We start from the raw sequence: 24,681 nt of genomic DNA, 5'->3' as shown, positions 1-24,681 counted from the left end.
GAGGTGGAATTCGTGAAGAAGTTATTCACAGGAATGGTGATGGTCGTACTCACGGTTGGAATTGTATTTATCATCCTAACGACTAATAAGCCATCATCTGAGAAGTTTATTCAAGAAAACTTTGTGAAGGATAACGGGAAGATTACAACTTTTATAAATGGTGATGAAGCATTAACAGAAAGTATAGGTCTATATATGCATTACTTGGTATTATCGAACCAAAAGAAGGAATTTAAACAACAGGCAGCTATCGTTAGGGATATTTCTCAAAATGGCTTTGTTGCTTGGAGAGACCATGAAGCACATTCCAACTCTTCCGTAGATGATTTACGAATAATGAAGTCTTTATATAAAGCAAGTAGTAAATGGGAGAATCAAGAATATCGTGTTTTGGCTGATGAAATCAAAGAATTCATTCAAGAAAAGCAAATGGCGAATAATATTATAGTAGATTTTTACGATATGAAAGCTCAAGAGCCCTCAAAAGAGTTGCGTTTGTCTTATACAGATGCAGAAGCGATTGGATATTTCGAAGAAGAGGTCTTAGGAAAATATGTATCTATACTTCAGGAAGTAAATGAAAATGTGTTTTTCCCTGAAGTGTACAGGTTAAAAACAAAAACATTTAAAGCTCAACAAGAAGTAAACATGATTGATCAAAGCCTTATTGCATTAAACGCCAATCTTTTAGGGGTTAACACCAATACGTTTTTCCAATTTGTAGAGGAAGAGTTAAAGAATAGAGGAAAAATCTACGGGAGATATTCCAGAAATACGAAATCCCCAACAGTAGATTACGAGTCTCCCTCAGCGTATGCATTGTTAATCATTGCTTATTTAAATAATGATGAAAAGGAAAAGGTTCAAGTACTTTTTGATAGCATGAAGAAGCTCCAACATAATGATGGTGGATATAAAACTACAGCAGATAATGCTCACTTTTTTGATAATATCTTACCATTAATAGCTGAATACAGGTATAACCATTATAGGGAATAAAATGGGACGAGGGACCTGTCCCCGCGTCCCATTCATTTAGTACCAGTTCATAAACATAAGTGCTGTCTCCCTCAGTTTCTCTGCAAATTCACTTCCCTCAAGGGATTTACTCCCCCCACCTTGTACGAAGTTCGGCTTTCCTCCACCTTTCCCTTCGATAAGAGGCATTACTTCTTTGGCGATTTTGTTCATATCGCCAGTTAAATCCTCTCCACGGGCCAGGACAAACTGAAGTTGGGCTTCTTGGTCGCTCACTAGGATAACTAGTGCGTCAGGATAATGGTTGGTCATGTTCTTGGCAAGGGTTTGCAGCGATTTGATCGGACGTTTGATCAATACGTGTTGTACGACTCTGATGCCGCTATCTACTTGGGTATAGGCCATCAAATCACGAGCTTCATACTCGAGAAGTTGCTCTTGTAATTCGGTGATTTGCTTGTCTTTTTGTTTCGTTTCTTGGACTAGATTATCTACTTCTTGCGCAAGTTCTGCTTCTGGACGTTTGATTGTATTCTTGATACCAGATAAAACTTTGTGCTTGTTCCCTAGCTGTTCCAGCACGCGATACCCACAGGCAAATTCTAGACGAACCTGCTTCTTTTGGCGTGTCCATCCTAGTAGTTTTAACGCCATCACTTCGCCAGTAGCATGAGGGTGCGTGCCGCCACATCCGTTATAGTCCACTTCTGGAATGATGACGAGACGTACCGCTTCCTCGACAGATAGCGCTTTTCGAAGGGGGTATTGATTGGCTTCTTCTGATGAGAGCCATTTCGTTTGAATGGGACGGTTTTCTTGGATAATTCTGTTTACTTTTTGCTCCGCTTCTTTCATGATAGCTTCCGACAGGTTCTTGGCATCTAGATCAATCGATACGGTGTCTTTTCCTAAATGAAAGCTTACCGTCTGCATGCCATACTCATCCTGCATGACTGCCGATAAGATGTGCTGACCATTGTGCTGTTGCATATGGTCAAAGCGGCGATTCCAATCTACCACTCCATGTACGCTCGTTTCTTCTAGAGGTTGCGTTAGGTAATGGCGCACTTCTCCGTCTACTTCTTCTACATCGACAACTTCCACACCATTCAGGCTGCCGGTATCATGCGGCTGTCCTCCGCCAGTTGGGTAGAAAGCAGTTTCTTCTAACACTATGTATGGGCGTCTCTCTTGCTCACCAGTTCGCGCAACTTGCGTTTCAAACTCCGTTTGATAAGGATTTTGATAAAATAATTTTGTCGTCATGTTACCTTCCTTCCAGTGTTATACGTGACGTTTTTATGTATCCTGTTGATTCCTCATTTTCACATGCTATGGATTGGAATACAAGGTAAACGGGAGGAAATTTTTGTGGGAGTGGTGGGTGGGATGAGGGGACAGGTTCCTCGTCTCATTCCAGTAACCAGAAATACTTATCCCCTTGCCCCAAACCATCTCTATCAAATAAGCCCCTTGCAATCTATATAGACTGCAAGGGGTTTCACCCTTCCTTTCCCTCTCATTACTTAAAAAGTCCTAGTATTTTACGTTGCTTTACTTTAGATGGCATATCCATGGCAAGTATTTTTTCATCTACCAAAAGTTCTGCATTCTCAGAAAACAAGTATCGCACCGAGATACCAAACTTTTTCTCCACTTCATCATAGGCTTCCCTCATGCTAAACCCATTAGATTCGATTAATTGATGGGTGAATTTCTTGATTTTTTTCCCAAACTTTCCGCAAACGCTTGCAGCGGTCACCTGAGTAAAGGCTCCATTTTTCACGAATCGATACAACATATCAGGATTCTGTAACAGTTCTCGATTACGTTCTGGATGAACGATAATAGGTTTGTAACCACTCATTTGGATATCAAAAAGCATTTGACTCATATACCGAGGCACATGATCAGAGGGAAGTTCTACGAAAACGTATCCACTTGTTTCGTTTAGAGGAAGGATTCGTCCTTGTTCCAAATCCGAAATCATATCGCCATTTATACGAGTTTCTTGACCAGGCAAAATAGTTAAAGGGAGCCCCCTTTCTTCTAATACTTCGTTAAGAGATTGTACTTTTTTCAGAATGTCCTCTCGCTCGTTTTCATAGATTCCGTCTTTATGGTGAGGGGTGGCGATCACAGCAGTAATCCCATCATTTAGTGCAGCTTTTGCCATACTAATGCTTTCTTCCATAGTTTTGGCTCCATCGTCCGAATTCGGTAAAATGTGACAATGTACATCTATCATTACACCTATACACCTTCAATCTTAATAGGATTTTTGAATTATATAACATTTTCATTTTTGAGCAATATGTTTTATTTTACCAATTAAAACCAAAACAGTTAATAGCGAATCAAGTCGAAATCATTATTTATAATACATTTTCTGTTAATTAGAACTATTCACCTATTAATATTTAAATTTTAATACCTTTTATTATGTATCCCAATTACTAGGTTACTATTAACATATATAATTGAGACGAGGGACCTGTCCCCATAGCCGTCAAGCTAAGCTTAACGATTCCATAACCCCCTCCATAAACGTTATCCTTCCTAGTAAAACTTTCTAGGAAGGATGATTCTATGGATCTAACGAAACATATTTGGACGTTAACAAAGGCTATTCAAAACACATTGAACCCAGATTCCGTAAACAAAACCGCACACGAGACAGGCTTTTCCATACGATCCAGTAAACTTACACCTGTAACCTTTCTCGGTCTTTGTACTTTATCTGATAAATCAATAGGGAACGACACCTTACCCACTCTATGTGGCCATATCTCTCATTCATTTCAAGCATCTATCTCTAAGCAGGCATTACATGAGCGATTTAATGCCCAGGCTGTTGCCTTCTTACATAAGATTTACAAGCAATTAGCAGCCAGTCAAATCGGTGTCCCTACTCACATAGATGTTAGCTACCAATTTTCACGTATTCGTATAATGGATTCCACTTCTTTTGAGGTGGAGGGCGAACACCCTGATTATCCAGGATTTCAGAATTCGGGAGTGAGTATCCAATTTGATTATGACTTGATATCTGGGAGCTTTCTTCACCAGGAGGTTCATCCTCAAAAGAAGAGCGACAAATCAGCCGCCCGCGAGATTATGGATTCCCTCTTGCCATGAGACCTTGTATTGCGAGATATAGGGTATTATGCGGCAACAATTATGGAGGAAATAGATAAGCGGGGAGCTTCCTTTATCACGAGAGCTCCTTCTAGAACGACATTTTGGGCGGGAAATGCCATAGAGGGATGGACGCAAATCAAACCAGAGGAAGATTTGAAAGAAAAAGCTTCGGGAGAAGCGATAGATTATGGGTTTGTCCAAGTAGGTGGGGACACACGACATTCCTTCATAGGGCGCGTTGTGGCTCAGAAGCTAACCCCTGAACAACAGAAGAAACGAAAAAGGGCTTTACATATAAAAGGGCAGAAAGGAAAGCACGTCCAATCTGCCCAACAAAGAAAAGATATCCAAGTTCTTGTGACCAACATAACACATGAACAATTAGCTCCTCAAGACTTGTATCCTTTATACACCTTAAGATGGCAGATTGAAATCTTATTCAAAGTATGGAAATCCCTCTTTGGAATCAATAAAGTGCGAAAGATGAAGCAAGAACGGCTGGAATGTCATTTATACGGAACGTTGATAAGTATCCTTCTTTCTTCCATGACCATGTTTCTATGTCGCCATTACTTGTATCATAAGCATCAAAAAGAGATCTCTGAATATAAGGCCATGAACCAAATCAAAGAAGCTCTTCCTTCCCTTAATGCTTGTCTAGAAGCTGGGGTTAGGAAGGTGTATAAACTCTTCCTCACCGTCTACGAAAATGTCAGTCGACATGGGGTGAAAGAGCACAGGAAGGGTCACCAAAGTCCGTTTGATGTTTTGGATTTAGTATATAAGTAAGACGTTGTAGGTAATGTTTTTTGAAGTTCTTGACTATAACGGATTAGAATTCACCTTAAGTTGGAAAATAATAGAATTAAGTGGTGACTTCATTCTATTACTTTCCTTTTAATTTTGTTAGCTTGACGGCTATGGGACCTGTCCCCTCATCCCACTATTGGAAATTCGTGGGTCACAGATTCTGCCACATATGATAGAGTAAAAAAGGACTAGATACAGAAATGAGTGAGCCTATGAAAAACGTCATCCTACTATTCTTAACGTTATTTCCCGTACTAATCTACCCCACCTTCCTAGACTACTCGTTCACCACGACGAAGTTCTTTTACTTAAAGTGGATGACGGTTGTGGTTTGGTTGTATATCCTATGGCAGCTACTCCAAAAAAAGCTCACACCGAGATGGAACACGCCCATCATCCTGGCTGGTTCCTTTCTATTCCTAATCGCCCTATCCACCCTCTTTTCCGTCGATCCATCCACTTCCTACATTGGGGCATCGGGTCGGTTAGAAGGGTTGATTGCATGGGTGGGCTATATCACGCTATTTCTATTCGTGTATTTGTTTTTCACAGAAAAAGAGGACAGACGCCTCCTGACATATCTAACATTCGTATCCGGACTGGTTGCCATCTATGCAATTCTGCAACACTTCCAGCTAGACTTCCTCCCACGAACCACTCACGCTGAAGGCTGGGACAGGAGTTATGGTTTCTTTGGCAATCCGAATTTCTACGGGTCGTATGTAACGATTATGCTGATGATTGGGATGGGATTCTACCTATCTACTACAAAAAGGTCACAGAACGTGTATTACTTCCTACTGCTATCCATCTTGTTCGCATCCATGCTCTACTCCTCCACCCGTAGCGCCTGGGTTGGAACGTTTGTTGGGTTTCTTTTTCTTACATATTACGTTTTCAAACACAAGCAACTCTGGAAAAAATGGCTCGCTCTTTCGTTCAGTTTTCTCGTGCTATTTATAGGAATAGGCCTGACAGAGGATGGATCATTGGTAAAACGAACCGCGGGATTAGTAGATGAAGGAAAGCAAGTAATCGAAGGCAATCAACACGCAGGATCAAGCAGGCTATACATATGGAAAAACGCACTCCCACTCGTTCCAGAACACATATGGCTTGGGTCAGGACCCGACACATTCGCAGATGTGTTCCCAGATCGACCGGAGGAGAAGCGTATCTATTTTAGTGGAAATGAAGACATCATCGTCGATAAAGCACATAATGAATACTTACAGCTAGCCGTGACAATGGGCGTTCCAGCTTTAGTTGTGTATCTTATACTCTTAAGTACCACATTCATAAAAAGCATACCTATCTTACAAAATATCAAATATGCTCAACAGTCCTTCCTGGAAGCTGGCATCATCGCAGCACTTTTGGCGTATCTCGTACAAGCTTTCTTTAATATAAGCGTCATTACCGTCGCTCCATTTTTCTGGGTATTGCTTGGCATGGTTAATCGAAAAGTTAAAAAAACGGAACACGCAACATACTCCACACGAATCTTTGAAGCTAAATGAGGGTAAATAGAAGTAGCAATCCTAATAAACGACACAGATAGGAATGGATAACCCATGAACAAACGCATTCTCATACGAAACCTTTTCATCGCAGGGTTAGTTCCCCTGTGCCTTCTAATCATCCTCATCATTACTTACTCTATACTCGGCAGGGAGCATCTGGTCATTGAAGGAAACCCTCAAAAATCAGAAGCAATCATTGTGCTAAGTGGTAATGATGGGAGATTAGAGCATGCCGTCAAGCTTTATCAAAAGGGGTATGGAGAAAAAATCATTTTAACCAACGCCACAGAGCCAACCACAACAATAGAGGAAGCAATCAAACTCGGGATTCCAGAGGAGGTCATCCTAGAAGAAAACAAAGCCACCAGTACATACGAAAATGCCCTTTTCTCCAAAGATATCATGGAAAAAAGGGACATCACCTCCGCTGTCGTAGTAACGAGTGATTACCATACGCTAAGGTCGAGATATACATTTGAAACAATCTTCTCTTCTACAGATATGAATCTGAGTTATGCCGTTGCCCCTTCTCCTTTTGAAACATCAGGCAAAATGAATGAATATGATAAGCGAATCGTATTAAGTGAATACACCAAACTCACCGGATATTGGCTACGATTTCTAGTGACTTAATGAGACGAGGGACCTGTCCCTCCGTCCCACTTTAGTGGGACGATGAACCTGTCCCCTCATCCCACTCCCATCTCACTTGACGCTTACGGTTTTTGAGAAGATTTCTGCTTCATGTTCTTTAAAGTAGCGGGCTACGTCATGATAGATGCCTAGGTTTTTATGGTCGTCCAACCATTTCACAAATGCCTTGATCACGGAAATCATTTCTTTCATATGGGTTGGGCTTACCATGTAATACATATCGACAAGTTCCTCGACTACATAACGGCACCAAAATGCCTCGTCGCATTCTTCCCAGCTGCCTACTCCACTCACTTCTAGCAATATTCTAATATCATATAATGATGCCCTATATTTACGGTACGTGGCTTGGGATTTGCCTTGTACTTTTTCCTTGAAAAATAGAACCAAGTCACGGGCATAGAACGCATCCTTCGTCTCTGGTGTGATACCTAAGTCCTGATAGTAAGAGACTTCTCCCTCAATGATATAGTTCAGGTTAGGGTCTTTCATCTGTATAGGTTGAATAGAAGATTGACGCTTTTCCCCACCTGTGACAAACGGTGACAGCGGCATGCCTAGCTTTCGACGTATCGTATTATAATCAGGTGTAACGGTTAAATGGCCAAATTCTTCTAGCATACGATATTGCTCATTATACTCTGACCCACGTAGCCACCATTCAACTTTTTCCGTTTCTCCCTGGGCTACTGACTCACGGAGAGATTTATTTCCTAGTGTAGGGATTTCCACATCTAGATCAACGGTTAGAGCTGTTTGAGCAATGGGGATAAAATATTCTGGGACTCCTTCTTGGAGATAGATTGCGTTTTGGGAAAGGGTTACCGAAGGTCCATAGCCAATCACTTCTTCCTCCATACCAAGGTATTCCAAACTATTATCGTTCATTTTTTCCAGCAAGGTATCCTGATAGTCTTTCGTGTAAAGAACGGCGGTTAGAAAGCCATCTTTGGCAGTCAGCTTTGCATAAACTTCTCCAAGTTGAATATCCCCAGCTGCTTCATTATCTTTATAGAGTAGCCAGTTTTTCACCCAAGAAAATTGAACTTCTTCTACTCCCTGATTTTCTATAAACACGTCTGGCTCATTCATTAGAAAGGACGTAGCACTTGTTGATTCCTTCACTCGGAATGTGTACGTATAGGTAGAAATAGGTACCTCTTCCCGGGAACGATAAGCATTTGTAAGGAAAATTTCTAATATATCAGGGTAAGCTTCCATCACCGCTTCGTCAAACTCTTTCCCTGCGTCTTCCGCCAGCGCGTCTACATGCTCATACGCTTTCTGTAACTTGTTAGGACTTTGGAACATTCTCAATCCGTTAAAATAATACACATCCCCCAGTGGCTCAAGCAACGCGACTGTGCTACTCCAGGCAAGCTGGGTTGCCGTAGTACCCAGATCTTTTGCACACGGAAAGGTCTCCCCGGTTCGATAATCTTCATATACAATGACCTCATCCTTCTCCTCAATCGCTGTGAGAAACCGAGGCTTCATCTCCAACCATCTTTTCGCCATCTCGGCCTCTTGTGTTGAAAGACGATTGCCCATTTCTTTCCAGAACCATTCAATCCCACGCAGTCCATTATCATATCGGTAAAAGAAGTACATCCAAAATTGAAAGAAGCCCTCCATATCCTTTCTACGGTAGGTAATACGATTATAAAATACGTCATTCATTTCACGTACCTTGGAAGGGGTTAAGCTACCTGCAAAAAATTCTTCTAATTGATACACTAACGATTGCTTTTGTCTATGAAACCTCTCCTCTTTACGCTCCTTTAATTCCACCACCTGTTCCTTCTTCATACAACACTTCTTATACTTCTTGCCACTTCCACAAGCACACAAATCATTCCGTCCCTGACTCATCTAATAAACTCCTTTGTCGAATTTTCATATGTATAGTGTAACATGTGTGGGATGGGACGCGGGGACAGGTTCCTCGTCCCAAAAAATGGGATGAGGGACCTGTCCCCTCATCTCACCCATTCTTTATACTATAAACCCATCCCCGCTCACGTAACCATTGTTCCACCTCTTCACGCTTCGTAAGACTCATCCCTTCCATCTCAATCACAAAAGAATCCGAATCCTTAAGTTTCAATCCTAAATAGTCCGCAATACCATCCGCTATAGCTTCGCCTGCTTGTTGAAGTAACGCTCTATTTCGCAGCTTCCTTATATCAATAGTAGAATCCATAAAACCCAACTCGCATAATACAGCTGGCATGACCGATTCTCGTAACATATGAAAATCAGCTTTCTTGAGCCCTCGATCAGCTAAACCATATACATCTACCACACGCTTATGAACTAAATTAGCTAATCTTTTCGCTTCAGGCCAATGACCAACATAGGTATATGTTTCAATCCCCGTATGGCTCCCCCATTTCCCTTGATACGCATTGTGGTGGCAGGAAACGAGGATATCCGCCTTCCATTGATTTGCTTTATTCGTCCGCTCCGTTAACGGTACATCACGCTTCCCTGTAGGATCATCCAACCTAAACACTTCCACACCCTCATACTGCCTTAACCGATGAATTCCTGCTGTTCCAACCTCATCATTAAACGACCACTCCCTCTCCCCATCTGGCGACCTCTTGCCGAAAGTGTTAAAACCATGTCCATTATCCCAGGCTACTCGTTTTGTCATACCTATAGCACTCCTTATATGATTGTTATTCATTACTCATATTAATAATCGATTCGTTAGTAAGAACAGGTGTGTTATAGAGCTCTATTTGTTTTAGATATTGCAGGCGTTTTTGGTAATAGTTAGAAATCACAAATCCGCATTTAGGAAATTGAGTTCGATTAAAACTAAGAAAACACTTATAGACTTAAGCGGAAAATGCTTGTCATCATCAAAACTATTCACCACACATTTACAGGAAAATAAACTAAATTACATGAAATCTTCCCCTAAAACCTTATCCCCCTATCATTTATAAGCATTTTGTACTAAAATAAAGGAAAATTTTAATTAACTTTCCCTTTGTTTCAGCTAACTCATATACGCAAAGTGATTGGCTTCCACTTGTATTTAACCAACATATAAATTTGATTAAAACTATTTATTTGAACCTAGGTTAGCAAATCAGACTCACTACTCTTACTATTAAGAAATAAAGTTTTATGGAATCGGACACATTTACTGGATTCGTACCCACTTAGAGAATATAAATATGAAAGGAGGATACCAATTGAGTTTTAAACTCGAGGCATATACTAATGCTAGACATAATGTTTTAACCCAACTTAATCAAATTTCAAAATTATATAATGAACGTAGAGAACATCATAAAACTGAGGAAATCAATGAATTATATAATGATATTGAACAAAACAACTTTCAAATCACCGTTGTAGGGGAATTTTCACGAGGTAAATCAACTTTTATCAATGCTTTATTAGGCAAGAAAATCCTGCCTTCTTTGGCCCGTCCAACTACCACCATTTTAAATGTCATTTCTTACGCTGAAGAACCTTCCATTAATCTTCACTTTCAAGATGACAAGAAGACCTCTGAAAAAATTCAAGAAAAAGATTTCAAATCACTAGTCGCTCCAAAAGAAGCTATTCAAGGAGATCCTGCTTCTGAGAAAGAATATGAACAAACTATTAATTATCTAAAGCAAATAAAATATGCAAGAATACATCACCCATTACCATTTTTGAAAGATCAAGTCGATATTATTGATACACCTGGTACAAATGATATGGACCCTAACCGTGAGCATATTACTAACTCAATTATTCCTACATCAGACGCTGCTATTCTATTATTATCAGCAAACAAAATCTTATCAGATTCTGAACGTAGTTTTCTGCGAGATCGCTTATTACGTAATGACATTCAAAAAATCTTTGTGGTCATAAATTTTAAAGACGATTTGAAAACCGAAGGAGACAGACAAAAAGTTATCCAACACGCAGAAACAGAGCTTGCTAACATTTTACATACAGAGCCTAAGATCTTTATGGTATCTTCTCTTCAAGCCTTAAATGCACGTCGTAAAGTCAATGGAGAAGAAATGAAAACAAAACGAGGGAGAATTATTGAACCTTGGTCCATAGAGGAGACAGGCTTTCTTGAACTAGAGAAGGAACTGGCGGAATTCTTACAGTATGATCGGGGCAATGTGAAGCTACAAAGACCAGTACAGCGTTCAATTCGTGTAATTCAAGATACTCTGGAAAAACAAATTCCTCAGGAAAAATCATCTTTAACCCAAGAAATTAATGGACTTCATGGTAAAGTGAGTGAATTTAGACAAAAACTTGACCATATAAAAACAATTGGAGACGAGGCACTCCAAAAGATTGATCGAAAGCTAGAGCAAAAATACCACGAACTAACCAAATGGTATGAATGGGAATTAGACCAGGTTCAAGAAACAGGAACGAGCACGTTTGAAGACAACAAGTATGCTCATATTGAAGAAATTAGCAGAGCTGTGGAAAATAGTACTGCTCCATTAGAAAGAGAATTACATACCAGAAAAATAAAGAAGATCCAAGATACTATTGAAGAAGTTGTAGAATCCAATACAAAACACTTGCAGCATGAATGGCTAACCATTGATTCGAATATGAATTTCCTCTATAACAACCAAGCGGAATCAGGAACAAACAACCTACCAATTGACTTGGAAGAAAAAAATCAAGAATCATTCTTTCAGGATATTTATAGTGATTTAAGTCAATCATGGAGTTCCAGTTCTTCAATTTTTAATAAAGCTTTTGTTGCTGCAGGTTTCGTTTTGACAGGTCTTGTAGAAGGTGTCGCTTCTATTGTAAATGCGGGACTTAATTGGTTATTTGGAGATAGAGAGAGTAAAGTAGATAAAATTGAACGTCAACTACAAAATCAATTTTATGATTCAAAACGAAAGAAAAAAGAAGTATTTAAACAAGAATGGAAAGGAATCACCGAAACGGTAAAAAAACGCTATATGAAAATAATCCAGAACAAAATAAATGAAACAGAACATCAGCTTAATACTTTATTAGAGAATACACAACTTGAGGAAGCAGAAGTTCAAGAACGATTAGAAGGTTTAAAACAGCAAGAGCAACGTTTTCATTATATCAAACAAAGTCTTGAAGAAACTATAATTACTTTAGAACAGAACGAAAAGGCTGGTGTGGTACAGTGAGTAACATGCAACATGCTATTTTAGAAAAGATAGACGAAACAAAGGATAAAACAATTAAGTTGCTACAAGACAGCCCCCAACTAGAGAAGTTAAAAGAATTACAGACAGACATTATCAATGATTACTTTACATTTGTGATAGTTGGAGAATTCAAACATGGCAAATCAACATTCGTAAATGCTCTACTGGGAGAAGATACACTCCCGACAGATATCACACCAACTACCGCAGCCATTCACTCCATTTTTTATGGAAATCAAAATTACTATCAAGTAGTCAAACCAAATGGAGAAATCGAGACAAAAAATCTATCTTATGAATCACTACAATCGTACACTGCTGAAGCTAACTTTAATCCAAACGATGTGAAATACTTAAAGTTATTTAAACCTGCTCCTCTATTGAAAAATAGGGTTACATTAGTTGATACACCTGGTGTTAACGATTTAAATGAACACCGTGTTGATATTACAAACCAATTTATCCCACGTGCAGACGCTATAGTATTTTTATTAGATATCACATCACCCTTAAAGCAATCAGAAGTTACCTTTTTAAAAGATACTATCTTAAAATATGGTACTGATCGCATTATATTTGTAGCCAATTTTGTGGACCGTATAGAGGACGATGAAGAGTTAGAAGATACACTTGACTATCTCAAGCGAAGACTTTGTTCCATAACTGAAATGGTGAACCCTATTATTTATACTGTTTCTTCTAAAGAAGCTCTTAAAGCTAAAATAACTGGTGATAATGCATTACTAGAAACATCCGGTTTACCATCCATTGAAGCACAATTACAGACTATTGCTTTTGAAGGTAGAAAACAGCAAGAAAAAGAAAAACATATGATGCTTCGTTTAGAACACATACATATGAACCTAAAACAAGAGATTGAAACAGTTAAATCAATGGCAAATCAATCTTTAGAAGCGTTACAAGCAGAAGAACAATCACTACAACACTGGAAAGAAAAGCGGGATGAAAGTGAGCAACAAATCAACAATTATTTAACAGAACGTACAGAGGAAATACAGCATATAGTTTTAAAATCTGTACGCGCTTTTCAAGAATCACTTGAAAAAGAAATCATAAATAAAATTGAATTTTCTCAAGGAGGCAATATAAAGGCGCTAGTTGAGTCACAAATCCCAATGACAATACGTACACGCTTTGACCAATGGATTCAACAGTATAGTGAATATATTTTCACCCTACTAAAAAAACTGGAGAAACAAATATCCAAAGCTTTAACTCAATCATTCCAGCAGAGCGTGCATATTCAATCAGACCATGAAATGTCACTATTAAATTATGACTCTACCATAAGTCTAGATAACCCAGGTGCAAGTAATCCTTCTGTTAAAGCTGGTGTTACTATGGGTGGGGCAAGTGCTATTGTACTTGCTCTGGGAGGAACTGTTCTCATTCCTGTAGTAGGAATGGCAGGTTTACCTTTCTTACAAGATAAAATAAAAGAAAAACAATGGGAGCGAGTCAAACCAGAGTTAATTTACAATACGGAACATTTGCTTCAACAAATGTTTTATGATTTTGAAAGACACATGTGTAATTTCCTTCGAAATTCTACTGAAAAAATTAAAAATAATACATTGAATGAGTTTACTACATTAATAGAACACCTTCATAAAAACCTTAAAGTAAATATCGATTCCAAGAAACAGAGAGTAGAGCTTGACCAAAGCTACATTCATGAATTAGAAACCTTCATAAAGCATATGAACCAAATGAAAAAAGAACTTGAAAATGAGTATGATTCACTAAAAATACGTAAGTAGGAGAGATACCATGAGTGATTTTTTTAACCTTGAAACAACAGAACCTTCAAAAATGTTCGATCAAGATTTTAGTCAATCAGAATTTCAATCCCTAGAAACATTTGAAGTACCAACCCTAAATAATCAATACTTTTCCAATCAAGATATCTTACAACATATTGATCCATTAAAATATGCACATCAACATGAATTTCCAGAATTGCACCTTAATATGGCAAACACACATTTCGTAGATCCACATTACGTGGATGGATATTATCGATCTGACGGCACATATGTAGAAGGATATTTTCGAGATGGAGATGGCAATACCAACACTAATCGTTCAAAAGAACAAGGAGGGGGCTATATACGAACAAACCCAGATGGAAGTCCCTTCAATAATTTAGGATAGATTTAAAAAGTAATTGACCTCTTTTTCTTATCCGACGAAATAAAAAATTATTTTATTACTTACTAACATCTATAAAGCCTTACCTTTTAAACTTATATTACAGAAGGGGGAGAGACTCTTGAGTTGGGTACATACACTTCAAACTGAATTGGAAAAGCTATATGATTGGTTAGAAAACAATACACACACAGACAAAATATTACCAGAAGTTGAACAACTAAAAGAAAATCTTCATGAAAATAAAACCATTCTCATTGCAGGCGAATTTAACAGCGGGAAATCTACATTTATCAATGCACTGTTGCAAGAAGAAAAGTTAAGCGTGGACATCGTCCCTGCCACAGCCGTTTTAACAAAACTGACTTATGGGGAACACACTACTTTGTATGGATACTACAAAAACGGTGCTAAAGCGCATTTCTCTATAGAGGATCTCCCCTCCCTATCTTCAGAAAAACAAGGAGATTTGACCACCATTCGTAATCAGTTATCATATATAGAACTTCAATTACCTAATCCATTATTGAAGAATTTAACTATTATTGACTCTCCTGGTTTAAACTCTGGCCATGAACATCATGAAATGGTTACGAAAACAAATTTAAATCAAGCTGACGTGGCTTTTTGGTTATTTCATTACCAACATACTGGAACAGAACAAGAGACGCATAACATAAAGATGCTTCAGGAATACAATATTCCTACTTATGGCATTATCAATGCAATTGATTTACATAATGAGGAAGAAGAAGAGTTAGAGGACTTTATTGATTTTAATATGAGAAGATTACAATCTTTTTTTACTCATGTTATTGGCGTATCTGCTAAAGAAGCATTAGATGCAAAGATTAATGGAGATGAAGAGTTACTCTATTATAGCAATTGGGAAAGAATTGATACACTTATTAACTCAATAATAAATGATCACACTCTAAAGAAAGAAAGTATGTACAAAAAATATATTAATTTACTTTCCCATCTTTATCAGGAACTTCTACAGCAAAAAGATACCTTGAAAACTAACTATTATGAAAATATTGTAGAAAATTTCATGTTAAGGGATTATCCATATATTGAAGAATTTTATGTGAACACACTTGAGAGGAAGAAACAGTTAGAAAATGAAGTACACGGTTTACGGAAACAGCTACCATCCTCTCCAATTCAAAGCTATGATTACTTAGAAGAAATGTATAACTTTATTGCTTCCTATTCAAGGGCTACTAAAGTTAACCTTTTGTATTTGGAAACTCAACAAAAAAACCTTTATTTATTTAGTAGTTTATTAAAAGACCTAAATAAATCCATAAGGAAATACAATAAACAAATGCTGAAAAATAAAGAGCGAAAAAAATACATTGAAATAAAATGGAACGATTTAAATAATAGGAAGTGGCCAGAAAAGAGCGATATTAAGCATTTTATAGACGAGCAACTCCAATATAATAAAAAGATAGGAGGACAAGATTCAGATTATGAAAGAATAAACTCTAAAAAAAAAGAGCTCAGAAAATATTTAATAAGTATAAGAGAAAATAATAACTCTCAGTTGCAAAAATTAATCCAACATTATCATAATAACTTAAATAGTCTATATTACGAATATTATAATACTCTAGCCTCACACATATCCAATAATGACATCCATAATGTAAATAGTATAAAAAATATAGAAATTTTTTACGAAGACTTACAAAAGCTCCTTCGAATATTAGAGATTCCAGATACTCATATTCAACAAGCATCATCATACAAGAAGTTGGAAAATATCTATCAATGTATTAACAATGTATACAAGCCAAATTCACCGTTATCATCTTTTGTGAAATATTATGAAAAGTACTTTAATATCCAGTTAACCTCTTTATCCAATGACTCGCCTATAGTGGAAATCTCACAAACACATTTTTTGGAAACTATAGAAGAGCCGTTAGAAAAAATGGATTATCAAACAGACGAGCTTTATAACAAGAAAGATCGTATTGAAAAAATAATTATAGGAAGTGTGGTTTGGTTTATAATAATAAGTTTTTGGATCCTGACTATTATTATGGCTTTATTAGATATATAGATATGATTCTTTTGGCATGTCATTATTTTTTCATAAGAAAAGAGACCTATCGCATACGAAACAAATATCTGACATAGAGTTTTGTGAAATTACTGAAGATAAGAGAATAGGGGTTATTAGTAGTTTCCTGTTATTCTAAATTTAATTTAGTTATAACATAGACCGCCCCCCTAACATTCTATATAAAGTTATATTCTTATAAAAATCATTTGTAAGCGATAGCTTAATTGGATTTTCTTCATTAAATTAAAACCATTCAGAAATGATAAATCCTCTACTATTCAATTTACATTAATGGTAAGAATATAACTTCTTCTTAATTCCTAACTATTGGCATAACTAAACAATAAAAAAATCCTATCTTTGTCCCCCTATCGTTTATGTGATAATGGTATCAGGAATTTCATATAACCCAATACCCAATTAGCCGTAATACTCTAAACCATTTTATTCATTCCTGAATAATAATCTCAACATTCTTCTTAAACTCCCCATTCACCGTCTTCTCATAAAACTCAAAAAACTCTTGTATCGGATACTTAATGACCTTATCGCTTTGATTAAAGGAAATCCCTAAGCTTTTCATATAATCGATAACCTGTTGCAAGGAAACAAATATCTTTCCCCCAGATTGATTTTCCTTTATCCATTTCAATATTACTTTCCTCCAAGCCCCTTTATCCTCATCAATATACGATTCGCCCTTAATAGGCTGAGATAAAAGAACCTGTTTAACCCTCTCTCTTTTCGTTTGGTCTGCACTCTCTTCTGTTTCCATAGACAAGGTTTTCGGTGGACTTTGTTGATACGTGTAATTTCTATACCGGCGCTGCCTTTGACTACGATAGTTCCACTGATCTGGGTGAACTTCGATAGGTCTTAAAGAGGCTCTTCTCATCCTTTCTTGCATCTCTTTTTCAGTTTGTTCGTCCACTTGCTCTTGGGTTCTCAATCTCTCTTTTCGTTTATCTTCTTCTTCAGCCCACATCTTTCTCTTTTGCTCTAACTCTTCTTGTTTAATTTTATCTTTTTCTGCTCTATTTTTTTCTAGTTCTTCTTTTCGTTCTTGCTCTTCTGCTTCAATCTGTTGCTTCTTCTCCATTAGTTCATTTAAAAATTTATTTCTTTTATCGTCTTCATTCTCCTGGGTAAGTACAAAGTGATTTTGATCAGCATTTACTGATAGCGCTTGCGCTAGAGGTACTTGAGAAGATGAAAGTTTATAATAAGTTATATTACGATTCTGCCTTGATATCGGTATAAAACGAAAGGCTGTACATAGACCATTGTACACATCTACATATGCGATATTTCTAGTATCAAACTCCTCCATAGTCGCCTCAGTATATTTCATAAAAAAGTCTAACAAATCGTCTTTTACATGATTCTCCAAAAATGTATCCCATACCTCATCTTCAGATGTTTTACTAGTTACATAAGTTTCTGCAGTAAGGAGCGTCCCTTTATTAGTTACTTCTAGAAAAGAAAGCCAACTATAATCAACGAAAGAAAATGACTCAAACCCTTCTTCTTTGTAGGTTTCCATTCGTTTTGATAAATGGCGAGCATAACTTCCTGAGTTTTTACCTTGATCTATCGCAGTAAAATAATCAATCGCCCATTTCTCCTCAGAATTAGGAAACTTCACAATAAAATCAGGAATAAAGGAAAGTTTCTTCTTATAATGAGTACCTCTCTCAATCTCTGCATCGAAAGGTCTGAGTTCCCCTTCTAATATCTCCCTAAAGATGGTGAGACCAATATCTTTTTTTGTCTTTTCTTCATGTTTAGATACATGCTTTTCATAGGTCTTTGTATTTTCAGAGTAAGAGCATTCACTCTCGTCATTATGTCTAAAATAAAAAGGTCTTCCTTCCTCTTTTGTTAGATTCATATTCACTGGTTTGTGACAACATAAGCAAGTGAACGCACTCTTTTTGGAAAAAACACGATAGTTATTCTCAAACCATTGTTTGATTTCATCACGTGACATCTTCTTTCCTTCTAACTCTTTCCTCTTCAGTTCAATATTAAAGACTGAATTATGTAGATAGGCCGAATCCAAAAGGTTTACACTCCTTTCTACTCATCAATAGTTCCTATGACTATCATACCATCACGTTAGTTCGTGGAAAATATAAGGAGATAAATAAGTAGTACATTTATTCATAATAAATGAAACGAGGTACCTGTCCCCCCATCCCACTCATGATAAAATGAGACAAAACAGCCAGGATTGGAGGACCCACCCATGCAATTACATAAAAACGCGCACATCAGTAGGGCAATCGAACAGTTTTCAGATTCTACCGTGGAACGGATTAAAGTGATCAACGATGAAGGGGACGTCATCGGAACGTTATCTATTGAAAATATGCGGGATATATTGGATAGTGAGGATCTTAGTCAGTCGTTGGGAGACATTCTACAGGCTCAGCTACGGAGGAATAAGGAAACATCGAGCCACATAGATCACCAGTACAGCGAGATTCTAGACAGTCCCATTTTCACGGACATCGTCAACTCGCTTCATGATGGGGTGTTTATCACCAATGGGGATGGTGTGACGGTAAAGGTGAATCAGGCGTATGAGCGGATTACGGATTTAAAAGCGGAACAGCTGGTCGGGTCTCATATGGAGGATGTGATTAAGGCTGGTTATATATCGAAGTCTGCTTCACTTCATGTGCTAAAAGAAGAAAGGCCTGTGACGCTGATGCAGAAGATTGCCAATGGGCGAAATATCATTGTTTCTGGAACACCGATTTTTTCTAACAACGGAGATATCCTCTATGTGATCAATAGTGTACGAGACATTACGGAGCTATTAGAGTTAAAGCACCAAGTGGAAGACCTGCAAGAGTTGAAAAATCTACGCCAAAGTTTCAAAGAAGCGTACTCCAAATCAGAAGATTCCCCTTTCTACGTTAGCGATAAAATGAAAAACCTCCTTAGCATCATCGAACGGGTCGCCAAAACCGATGCCCAGATTCTCATGCACGGGGAGACGGGGGTTGGCAAGACGATGATTGCGAAGCATGTTCACGAGAAATCGATTCGTAGCAACAATAGTTTTCTAGAGCTGAACTGCGGAGCCCTCCCGACCAACTTGATCGAAGCGGAACTATTCGGCTATGAAGCCGGTGCGTTTACGGGAGCTTTATCGAAAGGAAAAAAAGGATTGCTGGAAGTGGCGGATCAGGGGACGTTATTTTTGGATGAAATCGGCGACTTGCCGTTAGAGCTGCAAGTAAAACTATTAAAAGTGATTGAAGACCAGGCCTTTTATCCAGTTGGGTCGTCCAAGCTTAAGCATATTGATGTCCGCATCATTGCGGCATCTCACAAAAATCTCAAACAGCTTGTAAAGACGGGCGCGTTCCGGGAAGACCTTTATTACCGTTTGAATGTCGTCCCTATTCACATTCCTCCATTACGGGAGCGAAAAAAAGAGATCCATGCAATGACCGAGCATTTCCTAAACGAATACAATGCAGCCTACGGATTCGATAAGACAATCACGCTTGAGGCCATCGATGCGTTTTATGATTTTGACTGGCCTGGTAACATCCGAGAGTTAAAGAATCTCATCGAACAGTTAGTCGTGACGACACCTGAAGATCACATTACTCGCGACGACCTACCAGAGGAACTGATCCAAAGCAGCAAGCATGCGCCAAGAGAAGAGGATGACATCATCCCGCTCAAACAAGCAATCGAAGAAGTGGAACGTACGATGATCACCAAAGCGATGCGAAAATACAAAACAACGAGAAAAGTGGCAGAAGTATTAGAAGTAAGCCAATCGACTATCGTTCAGAAAATGAAAAAATGGGGAGAGTGATTACACATTCAATCACCCTCCTCTTTTTTGATTACATTTCTAATCAAAATTGCAACAGTTTTATGACAGCGTTTTCAACTTCACCTCGCGCCATTGTCGATATTTTCTGACATTTTACGAAGTTGGCATAATTTTTGCACATAGAAAAGTAAACCAGAAAGGAGTTCCTATCCTATGACAATCAGTACATTTAAAATTGCCAACAAACTCATTACGGGTAATGGCGCAACCGAAAAACTCACAGAAGAATTGCATCGACTTCAGGTCTCCAATCCGTTAATCGTAACGGACGAGATTTTACAAAAGGTTGGTGTGGTCAATCAAATAACCCCATTATTGAAAGGGCTTTCTTATGAGGTGTTCACGGGTGTAAAACCCGACCCGGAGCTCAAGATCGTAGAAGAATGCGCCGACGTATTCGAAAAAGGAAACCACGATAGCCTAATCGCCATTGGTGGCGGTAGTGCGATTGATATCGCCAAGAGTGTCTCGGCCCTCTCCGTTCACCAAGGTTCATTAAGTGACCTGATTGGAACAGACCTTGTTCCGCAAAAAGGGAGCCCCATCATCACGCTCCCGACGACAGCTGGTACAGGTTCGGAGGTAACGAACATCTCCATTCTCTCCGATAAGGAAGCGCAGCTGAAAAAAGGCATCGTCAGTGATTACCTACTACCGGATGTCGCCATCGTAGCACCGGAAATGACGCTAACCATGCCTCCTTCCGTGACGGCTGCGAGTGGTGTGGATGCGCTGGTGCATGCGATTGAGGCATACATATCTGTACATGCCTCCCCTATTACCGATGCCCTAGCCATTCAGGCCATCAAGATGATATCGAAAAATCTACCGAAAGCCTATGCGAACCCTGACCATATCAAAGCGCGGGAAAACATGGCTACCGCAAGCCTGATGGCGGGGATGGCGTTTGGCAATGCAGGTGTAGGAGCTGTACACGCTCTAGCCTATCCACTAGGCGGGCGCTATAATATCGCCCACGGCGTTAGTAACGCTCTCCTCCTTCCTTATGTGATGGAATGGAATAAAATCGCTTGTGTCGAACGCTTCCGAACCATTGCCGAAGCCTTCGGTGAAAAAGTGGATCACCTGTCCGACTCCGAAGCAGCGGACAAAGCGGTAACAGCGATGGAACGGCTTTGCAACGAAGTGAATATCCCTACTGGCTTACGTGCTTTTGATATACCCGAACAGGACATAGCCGCTATGGCGGAAGATGCTAGTAAAATAGAACGCTTGCTAACCAACAACCCTCGTAAATTAGGAAAAAACGAAATTGAGCAAATCTATCAATCTGCATACTAAGCGCTAGTGTGCCAAAAATCTTTAAGAAAAGAGGTATGCAACATGTGGAAAAATCGTACCGATGGCGAAGAATCTCCCTATATCCCGTTAGGCCCATTCAAATTAAGGCTTCCATTCGTCCACTATAAATTCGAATGGCCAGACTATGTACAAGGACTGATGATGTGTGCGGTAGACTTGGCCGCCATCCCATTAATGACGGAATTGTTAGGGATGCCATTTGAAGTTGCCCTAGCTGTGGTGCTGTTAAACGGTATTTTGTACTTAACCCACCACCTGCTTGGCGATCCCGTTGTTCCAGGATGGATCACACCAGCAATCCCGTTGATTATGGTTTATGTATCGACGTTTCCAGAAGGGGTGGACCGGGTGCATGCCCTCGTCGCCTTCCAGTTAACGCTTGGACTCTTTTCCGTCTTCTTGGGTGTAACAGGACTCGCCCGAAAAGTCGTCACCTTTGTACCACCAGCTATTAAATCTGGCGTTATCATTGGTGCAGGGTTTGCAGCCGTTAAGTCCATATTTGAAGCAGGTGGACGCTTCGAAAGCTTTCCATGGTCGATATCGATTGCCGTAGGTATTGCATTTTATATTATTTTTTCCAAGCATTTCAACAAACTCAAGAACCAGAGTCCTGTCTGGGGCTTAATCGGTAAATTAGGCGTCTTTCCGATTATCGTGTTAGCTGTCATCATTGGTCCCCTATTTGGCGAAGCACCATGGCCAACGATCGAGTGGGGATTGATTAACCCTGACTTCAGTACGCTTTGGAGTGAATACACTGTTTTCGGCGTCGGCTTCCCGTCCTTGATGCTATTTATTAAAGCAGTGCCAACCGTATTAGCAGCGTACATTGTCCTATTTGGGGATGTGCTACAAAGTAAAGCCCTCATCTCAGAGGCGGACGATGTTCGAAAAGATGAAAAAGTGGATTACAACGAAAACCGTGCTCACATGATTTTCGGTGGACGTAACTCGCTTATGAGTATTCTTGGTCCTGACGTTACCATGGCAGGTCCACTTTGGGCAGCGATGCAGGTTGTGGTCATTGAACGCTACAAGGAAGGTAAAAAAGCGATGAATTCCTTATTTGGTGGATCAGGCTCCTTCCGTTGGGGAACGAATACAGGGCTCATTCTGATGCCAATCGTAAGCTTGGTTGAGCCGATTCTAGGCATTGCCCTAGCCCTAACGTTATTAATCCAAGGATATGTCAGTGTCCGTGTTGGTATTTTAGAATCGAGAAGTCACCGTGACCTTGGCATTGCCGGAATCATCGCTGCCGTCCTAGCCATTAAAGGCGCAACATGGGCGTTCGCAGTCGGGATCATCCTTACGCTATTAGTATATGGCAAGCAATTCTTCACAGGCGAAAACGATGAGATTTTCACAAAAGATATGGAAGATGACGAGGAAAAACGCAAAATATCCTAACTACCGAAGAGGAGGACAAACATGGAACACTATGCTCTAAAGATAAATGGGGAAGAAACCGGTCAGGAACTAGCCCCATTAGACGTGACCAACCCGGCAACAGGAGACATCATCGCAACCGTTCCACATGGTGGAGCAGAAGAAGCAAGTCAAGCAGTGGACGCTGCATCCGAAGCATTTAAAAGCTGGTCCCAGTACTCTGCCCATGAACGAAGTGCCATCATCCGAAAATGGCATGACCTTATCAATGAGAATAAAGAAGACTTAGCACGTACGATGACAATCGAACAAGGAAAACCGTTAAAAGAATCACGAGGCGAAATAAACTACGCGAATGGCTTTATCTCCTGGTATGCAGAAGAAGGAAAGCGCGTGTACGGAGAACAAATTCCTGCCACCCAACGAGACAAACGACTATTTGTGCATAAACAACCTGTTGGTGTAGTAGCCGTCATCACACCATGGAACTTCCCAGCTGCCATGATTACTCGAAAAGTTGCACCCGCCCTCGCGACGGGATGCACCGTGGTCATCAAGCCAGCGGAACAGACACCAATCACCGCTATGAAACTAGCCAATCTAGCAGAACAAGCTGGCGTACCGAAAGGCGTCATCAACGTTGTGACAGGTGACCCAAAGGCTATTGGAGAAGCATGGTTAGAAGATGAGCGCGTTCGAAAATTAACATTCACAGGCTCTACAGCAGTCGGAAGACAATTAATGAAAGGGTCAGCAAACAATGTAAAAAAAGTCTCACTAGAGTTAGGAGGTCACGCACCTGTAATTGTGATGGATGACGCAGACCTAGACAAAGCAGTAGATGGCGTCATGGGATCAAAATTCCGAAATGCTGGACAGACATGCTTGAGCTCCAACCGCATCTATGTGCATGAATCCCTAATAGAGGCATTCACAGAAAAATTAATAGAAGAAGTCAAGAAACTAAAGATAGGAAATGGTTTAGAGGAAGGAGTAGACCTCGGCCCACTCATTAACGAGGAAGCAGTAGCCAAAGTACAAAAGCATGTCCAAGACGCGGAAGAAAAAGGTGCGAACGTCATCTATAAAGGAGAAAATCAAGACAGCCTCTACTTCAGTCCAGTCGTACTAACAGATGCCAAAGAAGATATGATCTGCATGTCAGAGGAAACATTCGGCCCACTGGTACCAATCGCTACGTTCCAAACGGAAGGAGAAGCAATCCAGAGAGCCAATGATACGATTTACGGATTATCCGCTTATGTATTTACCGAAAACATGACAAAAGGAATTACGATAAGTGAACAGTTAGAATACGGCATCGTTGGATTAAATGATGGGCTACCATCTACCCCACAAGCTCCATTTGGAGGGTTTAAGCAGAGTGGACTTGGTCGTGAAGGTGGTCATCATGGAATTGAGGAGTATTTGGAGACGAAGTATATTTCGATTGGGTTATAATTTTTTAAGCCTGATTTTTGTAAAAGTCGTATTATTTAGATATAACTTATCTAAATAATACGATCTTTTATAAAGATAAATATCAGTTTTACTTTATTACTG

Annotated in this window: 16 protein-coding genes and 1 pseudogene; 12 read left to right on the top strand and 5 right to left on the bottom strand. The window is 39.3% G+C overall.

All coding sequences use genetic code 11. The features are described 5' to 3' along the window. Positions 1-12: 12 nt before the first annotated feature. Positions 13-999: a hypothetical protein gene (locus N782_RS00430; protein ID WP_036815116.1), complete on the top strand. Its 987-nt coding sequence runs from the start codon at positions 13-15 to the stop codon at positions 997-999. 36 nt (positions 1,000-1,035) lie between these two features. On the opposite strand, the gene N782_RS00425 is transcribed toward N782_RS00430, so the two are convergent. Further along, on the bottom strand, positions 1,036-2,244 hold the full coding sequence (locus N782_RS00425; RefSeq protein WP_036815113.1) for a serine-tRNA(Ala) deacylase AlaX: 1,209 nt from the start codon (positions 2,242-2,244) through the stop codon (positions 1,036-1,038). A 256-nt stretch (positions 2,245-2,500) separates the two neighbouring features. Further along, entirely contained in the window at positions 2,501-3,226 is a 726-nt protein-coding gene (locus N782_RS00420) for a tyrosine-protein phosphatase (protein WP_036815109.1), read from the bottom strand. A 341-nt stretch (positions 3,227-3,567) separates the two neighbouring features. Between N782_RS00420 and N782_RS20880 the strand changes: the two are divergent. The 3 genes and pseudogenes from N782_RS20880 (at position 3,568) to N782_RS00400 (ending at position 7,085) form a co-directional block, all read left to right on the top strand. Next, positions 3,568-4,908, top strand: a pseudogene (locus N782_RS20880) (IS4 family transposase). Positions 4,909-5,129: 221 nt separating this feature from the next. Further along, a complete protein-coding gene (locus N782_RS00405) occupies positions 5,130-6,449 on the top strand; it encodes an O-antigen ligase family protein (RefSeq protein WP_084102924.1) in 1,320 nt (439 codons plus the stop codon). A 54-nt stretch (positions 6,450-6,503) separates the two neighbouring features. After that, positions 6,504-7,085 (top strand): YdcF family protein, encoded by a 582-nt coding sequence (locus tag N782_RS00400; protein ID WP_052111072.1) that lies wholly within the window; start codon positions 6,504-6,506, stop codon positions 7,083-7,085. A 72-nt stretch (positions 7,086-7,157) separates the two neighbouring features. Here the strand turns inward: N782_RS00400 and N782_RS20535 are convergent, their stop codons facing one another. Next, on the bottom strand, positions 7,158-8,978 hold the full coding sequence (locus tag N782_RS20535) for an SEC-C metal-binding domain-containing protein (RefSeq protein WP_052111071.1): 1,821 nt from the start codon (positions 8,976-8,978) through the stop codon (positions 7,158-7,160). 112 nt (positions 8,979-9,090) lie between these two features. Beyond that, positions 9,091-9,765 (bottom strand): N-acetylmuramoyl-L-alanine amidase, encoded by a 675-nt coding sequence (locus N782_RS00390; protein WP_052111070.1) that lies wholly within the window; start codon positions 9,763-9,765, stop codon positions 9,091-9,093. Positions 9,766-10,315: 550 nt separating this feature from the next. Between N782_RS00390 and N782_RS00385 the strand changes: the two genes are divergently transcribed. The 4 genes from N782_RS00385 to N782_RS00370 all read left to right on the top strand — a co-directional run bounded on the left by N782_RS00385 (position 10,316) and on the right by N782_RS00370 (position 16,538). Further along, on the top strand, positions 10,316-12,271 hold the full coding sequence (locus tag N782_RS00385; protein ID WP_036815097.1) for a dynamin family protein: 1,956 nt from the start codon (positions 10,316-10,318) through the stop codon (positions 12,269-12,271). 5 nt (positions 12,272-12,276) lie between these two features. Further along, positions 12,277-14,073: a dynamin family protein gene (locus N782_RS00380; RefSeq protein ID WP_161783046.1), complete on the top strand. Its 1,797-nt coding sequence runs from the start codon at positions 12,277-12,279 to the stop codon at positions 14,071-14,073. A 10-nt stretch (positions 14,074-14,083) separates the two neighbouring features. Further along, a complete protein-coding gene (locus N782_RS21875) occupies positions 14,084-14,467 on the top strand; it encodes a DUF3892 domain-containing protein (protein WP_052111069.1) in 384 nt (127 codons plus the stop codon). A 118-nt stretch (positions 14,468-14,585) separates the two neighbouring features. Continuing rightward, positions 14,586-16,538, top strand: coding sequence for a dynamin family protein (locus N782_RS00370; protein ID WP_036815090.1), 1,953 nt, complete (start codon positions 14,586-14,588; stop codon positions 16,536-16,538). A gap of 451 nt (positions 16,539-16,989) precedes the next feature. Here N782_RS00370 and N782_RS00365 read toward each other — a convergent pair whose 3' ends face one another. Further along, positions 16,990-18,603 (bottom strand): competence protein CoiA family protein, encoded by a 1,614-nt coding sequence (locus tag N782_RS00365; RefSeq protein WP_036815088.1) that lies wholly within the window; start codon positions 18,601-18,603, stop codon positions 16,990-16,992. Between the two features lie 186 nt (positions 18,604-18,789). Here N782_RS00365 and N782_RS00360 point away from each other — a divergent pair, with 186 nt between their 5' ends. From N782_RS00360 to N782_RS00345, 4 genes are all read left to right on the top strand, one after another. After that, entirely contained in the window at positions 18,790-20,382 is a 1,593-nt protein-coding gene (locus N782_RS00360) for a sigma-54 interaction domain-containing protein (RefSeq protein ID WP_084102921.1), read from the top strand. Positions 20,383-20,556: 174 nt separating this feature from the next. After that, positions 20,557-21,705, top strand: coding sequence for an iron-containing alcohol dehydrogenase (locus tag N782_RS00355; protein WP_036815086.1), 1,149 nt, complete (start codon positions 20,557-20,559; stop codon positions 21,703-21,705). A gap of 42 nt (positions 21,706-21,747) precedes the next feature. Next, positions 21,748-23,139, top strand: a complete 1,392-nt coding sequence (locus tag N782_RS00350; RefSeq protein ID WP_036815085.1) for a membrane protein — start codon at positions 21,748-21,750, stop codon at positions 23,137-23,139. A gap of 21 nt (positions 23,140-23,160) precedes the next feature. Continuing rightward, positions 23,161-24,579, top strand: coding sequence for an NAD-dependent succinate-semialdehyde dehydrogenase (locus tag N782_RS00345; protein ID WP_036815082.1), 1,419 nt, complete (start codon positions 23,161-23,163; stop codon positions 24,577-24,579). The last annotated feature ends 102 nt before the right edge of the window (positions 24,580-24,681 follow it).

This window comes from Pontibacillus yanchengensis Y32 (genome assembly GCF_000770635.1).
Classification (GTDB): domain Bacteria; phylum Bacillota; class Bacilli; order Bacillales; family BH030062; genus Pontibacillus; species Pontibacillus yanchengensis.
Note: the sequence above shows the minus strand (reverse complement) of the source record. Positions and strands in the feature narration are given on the sequence as shown.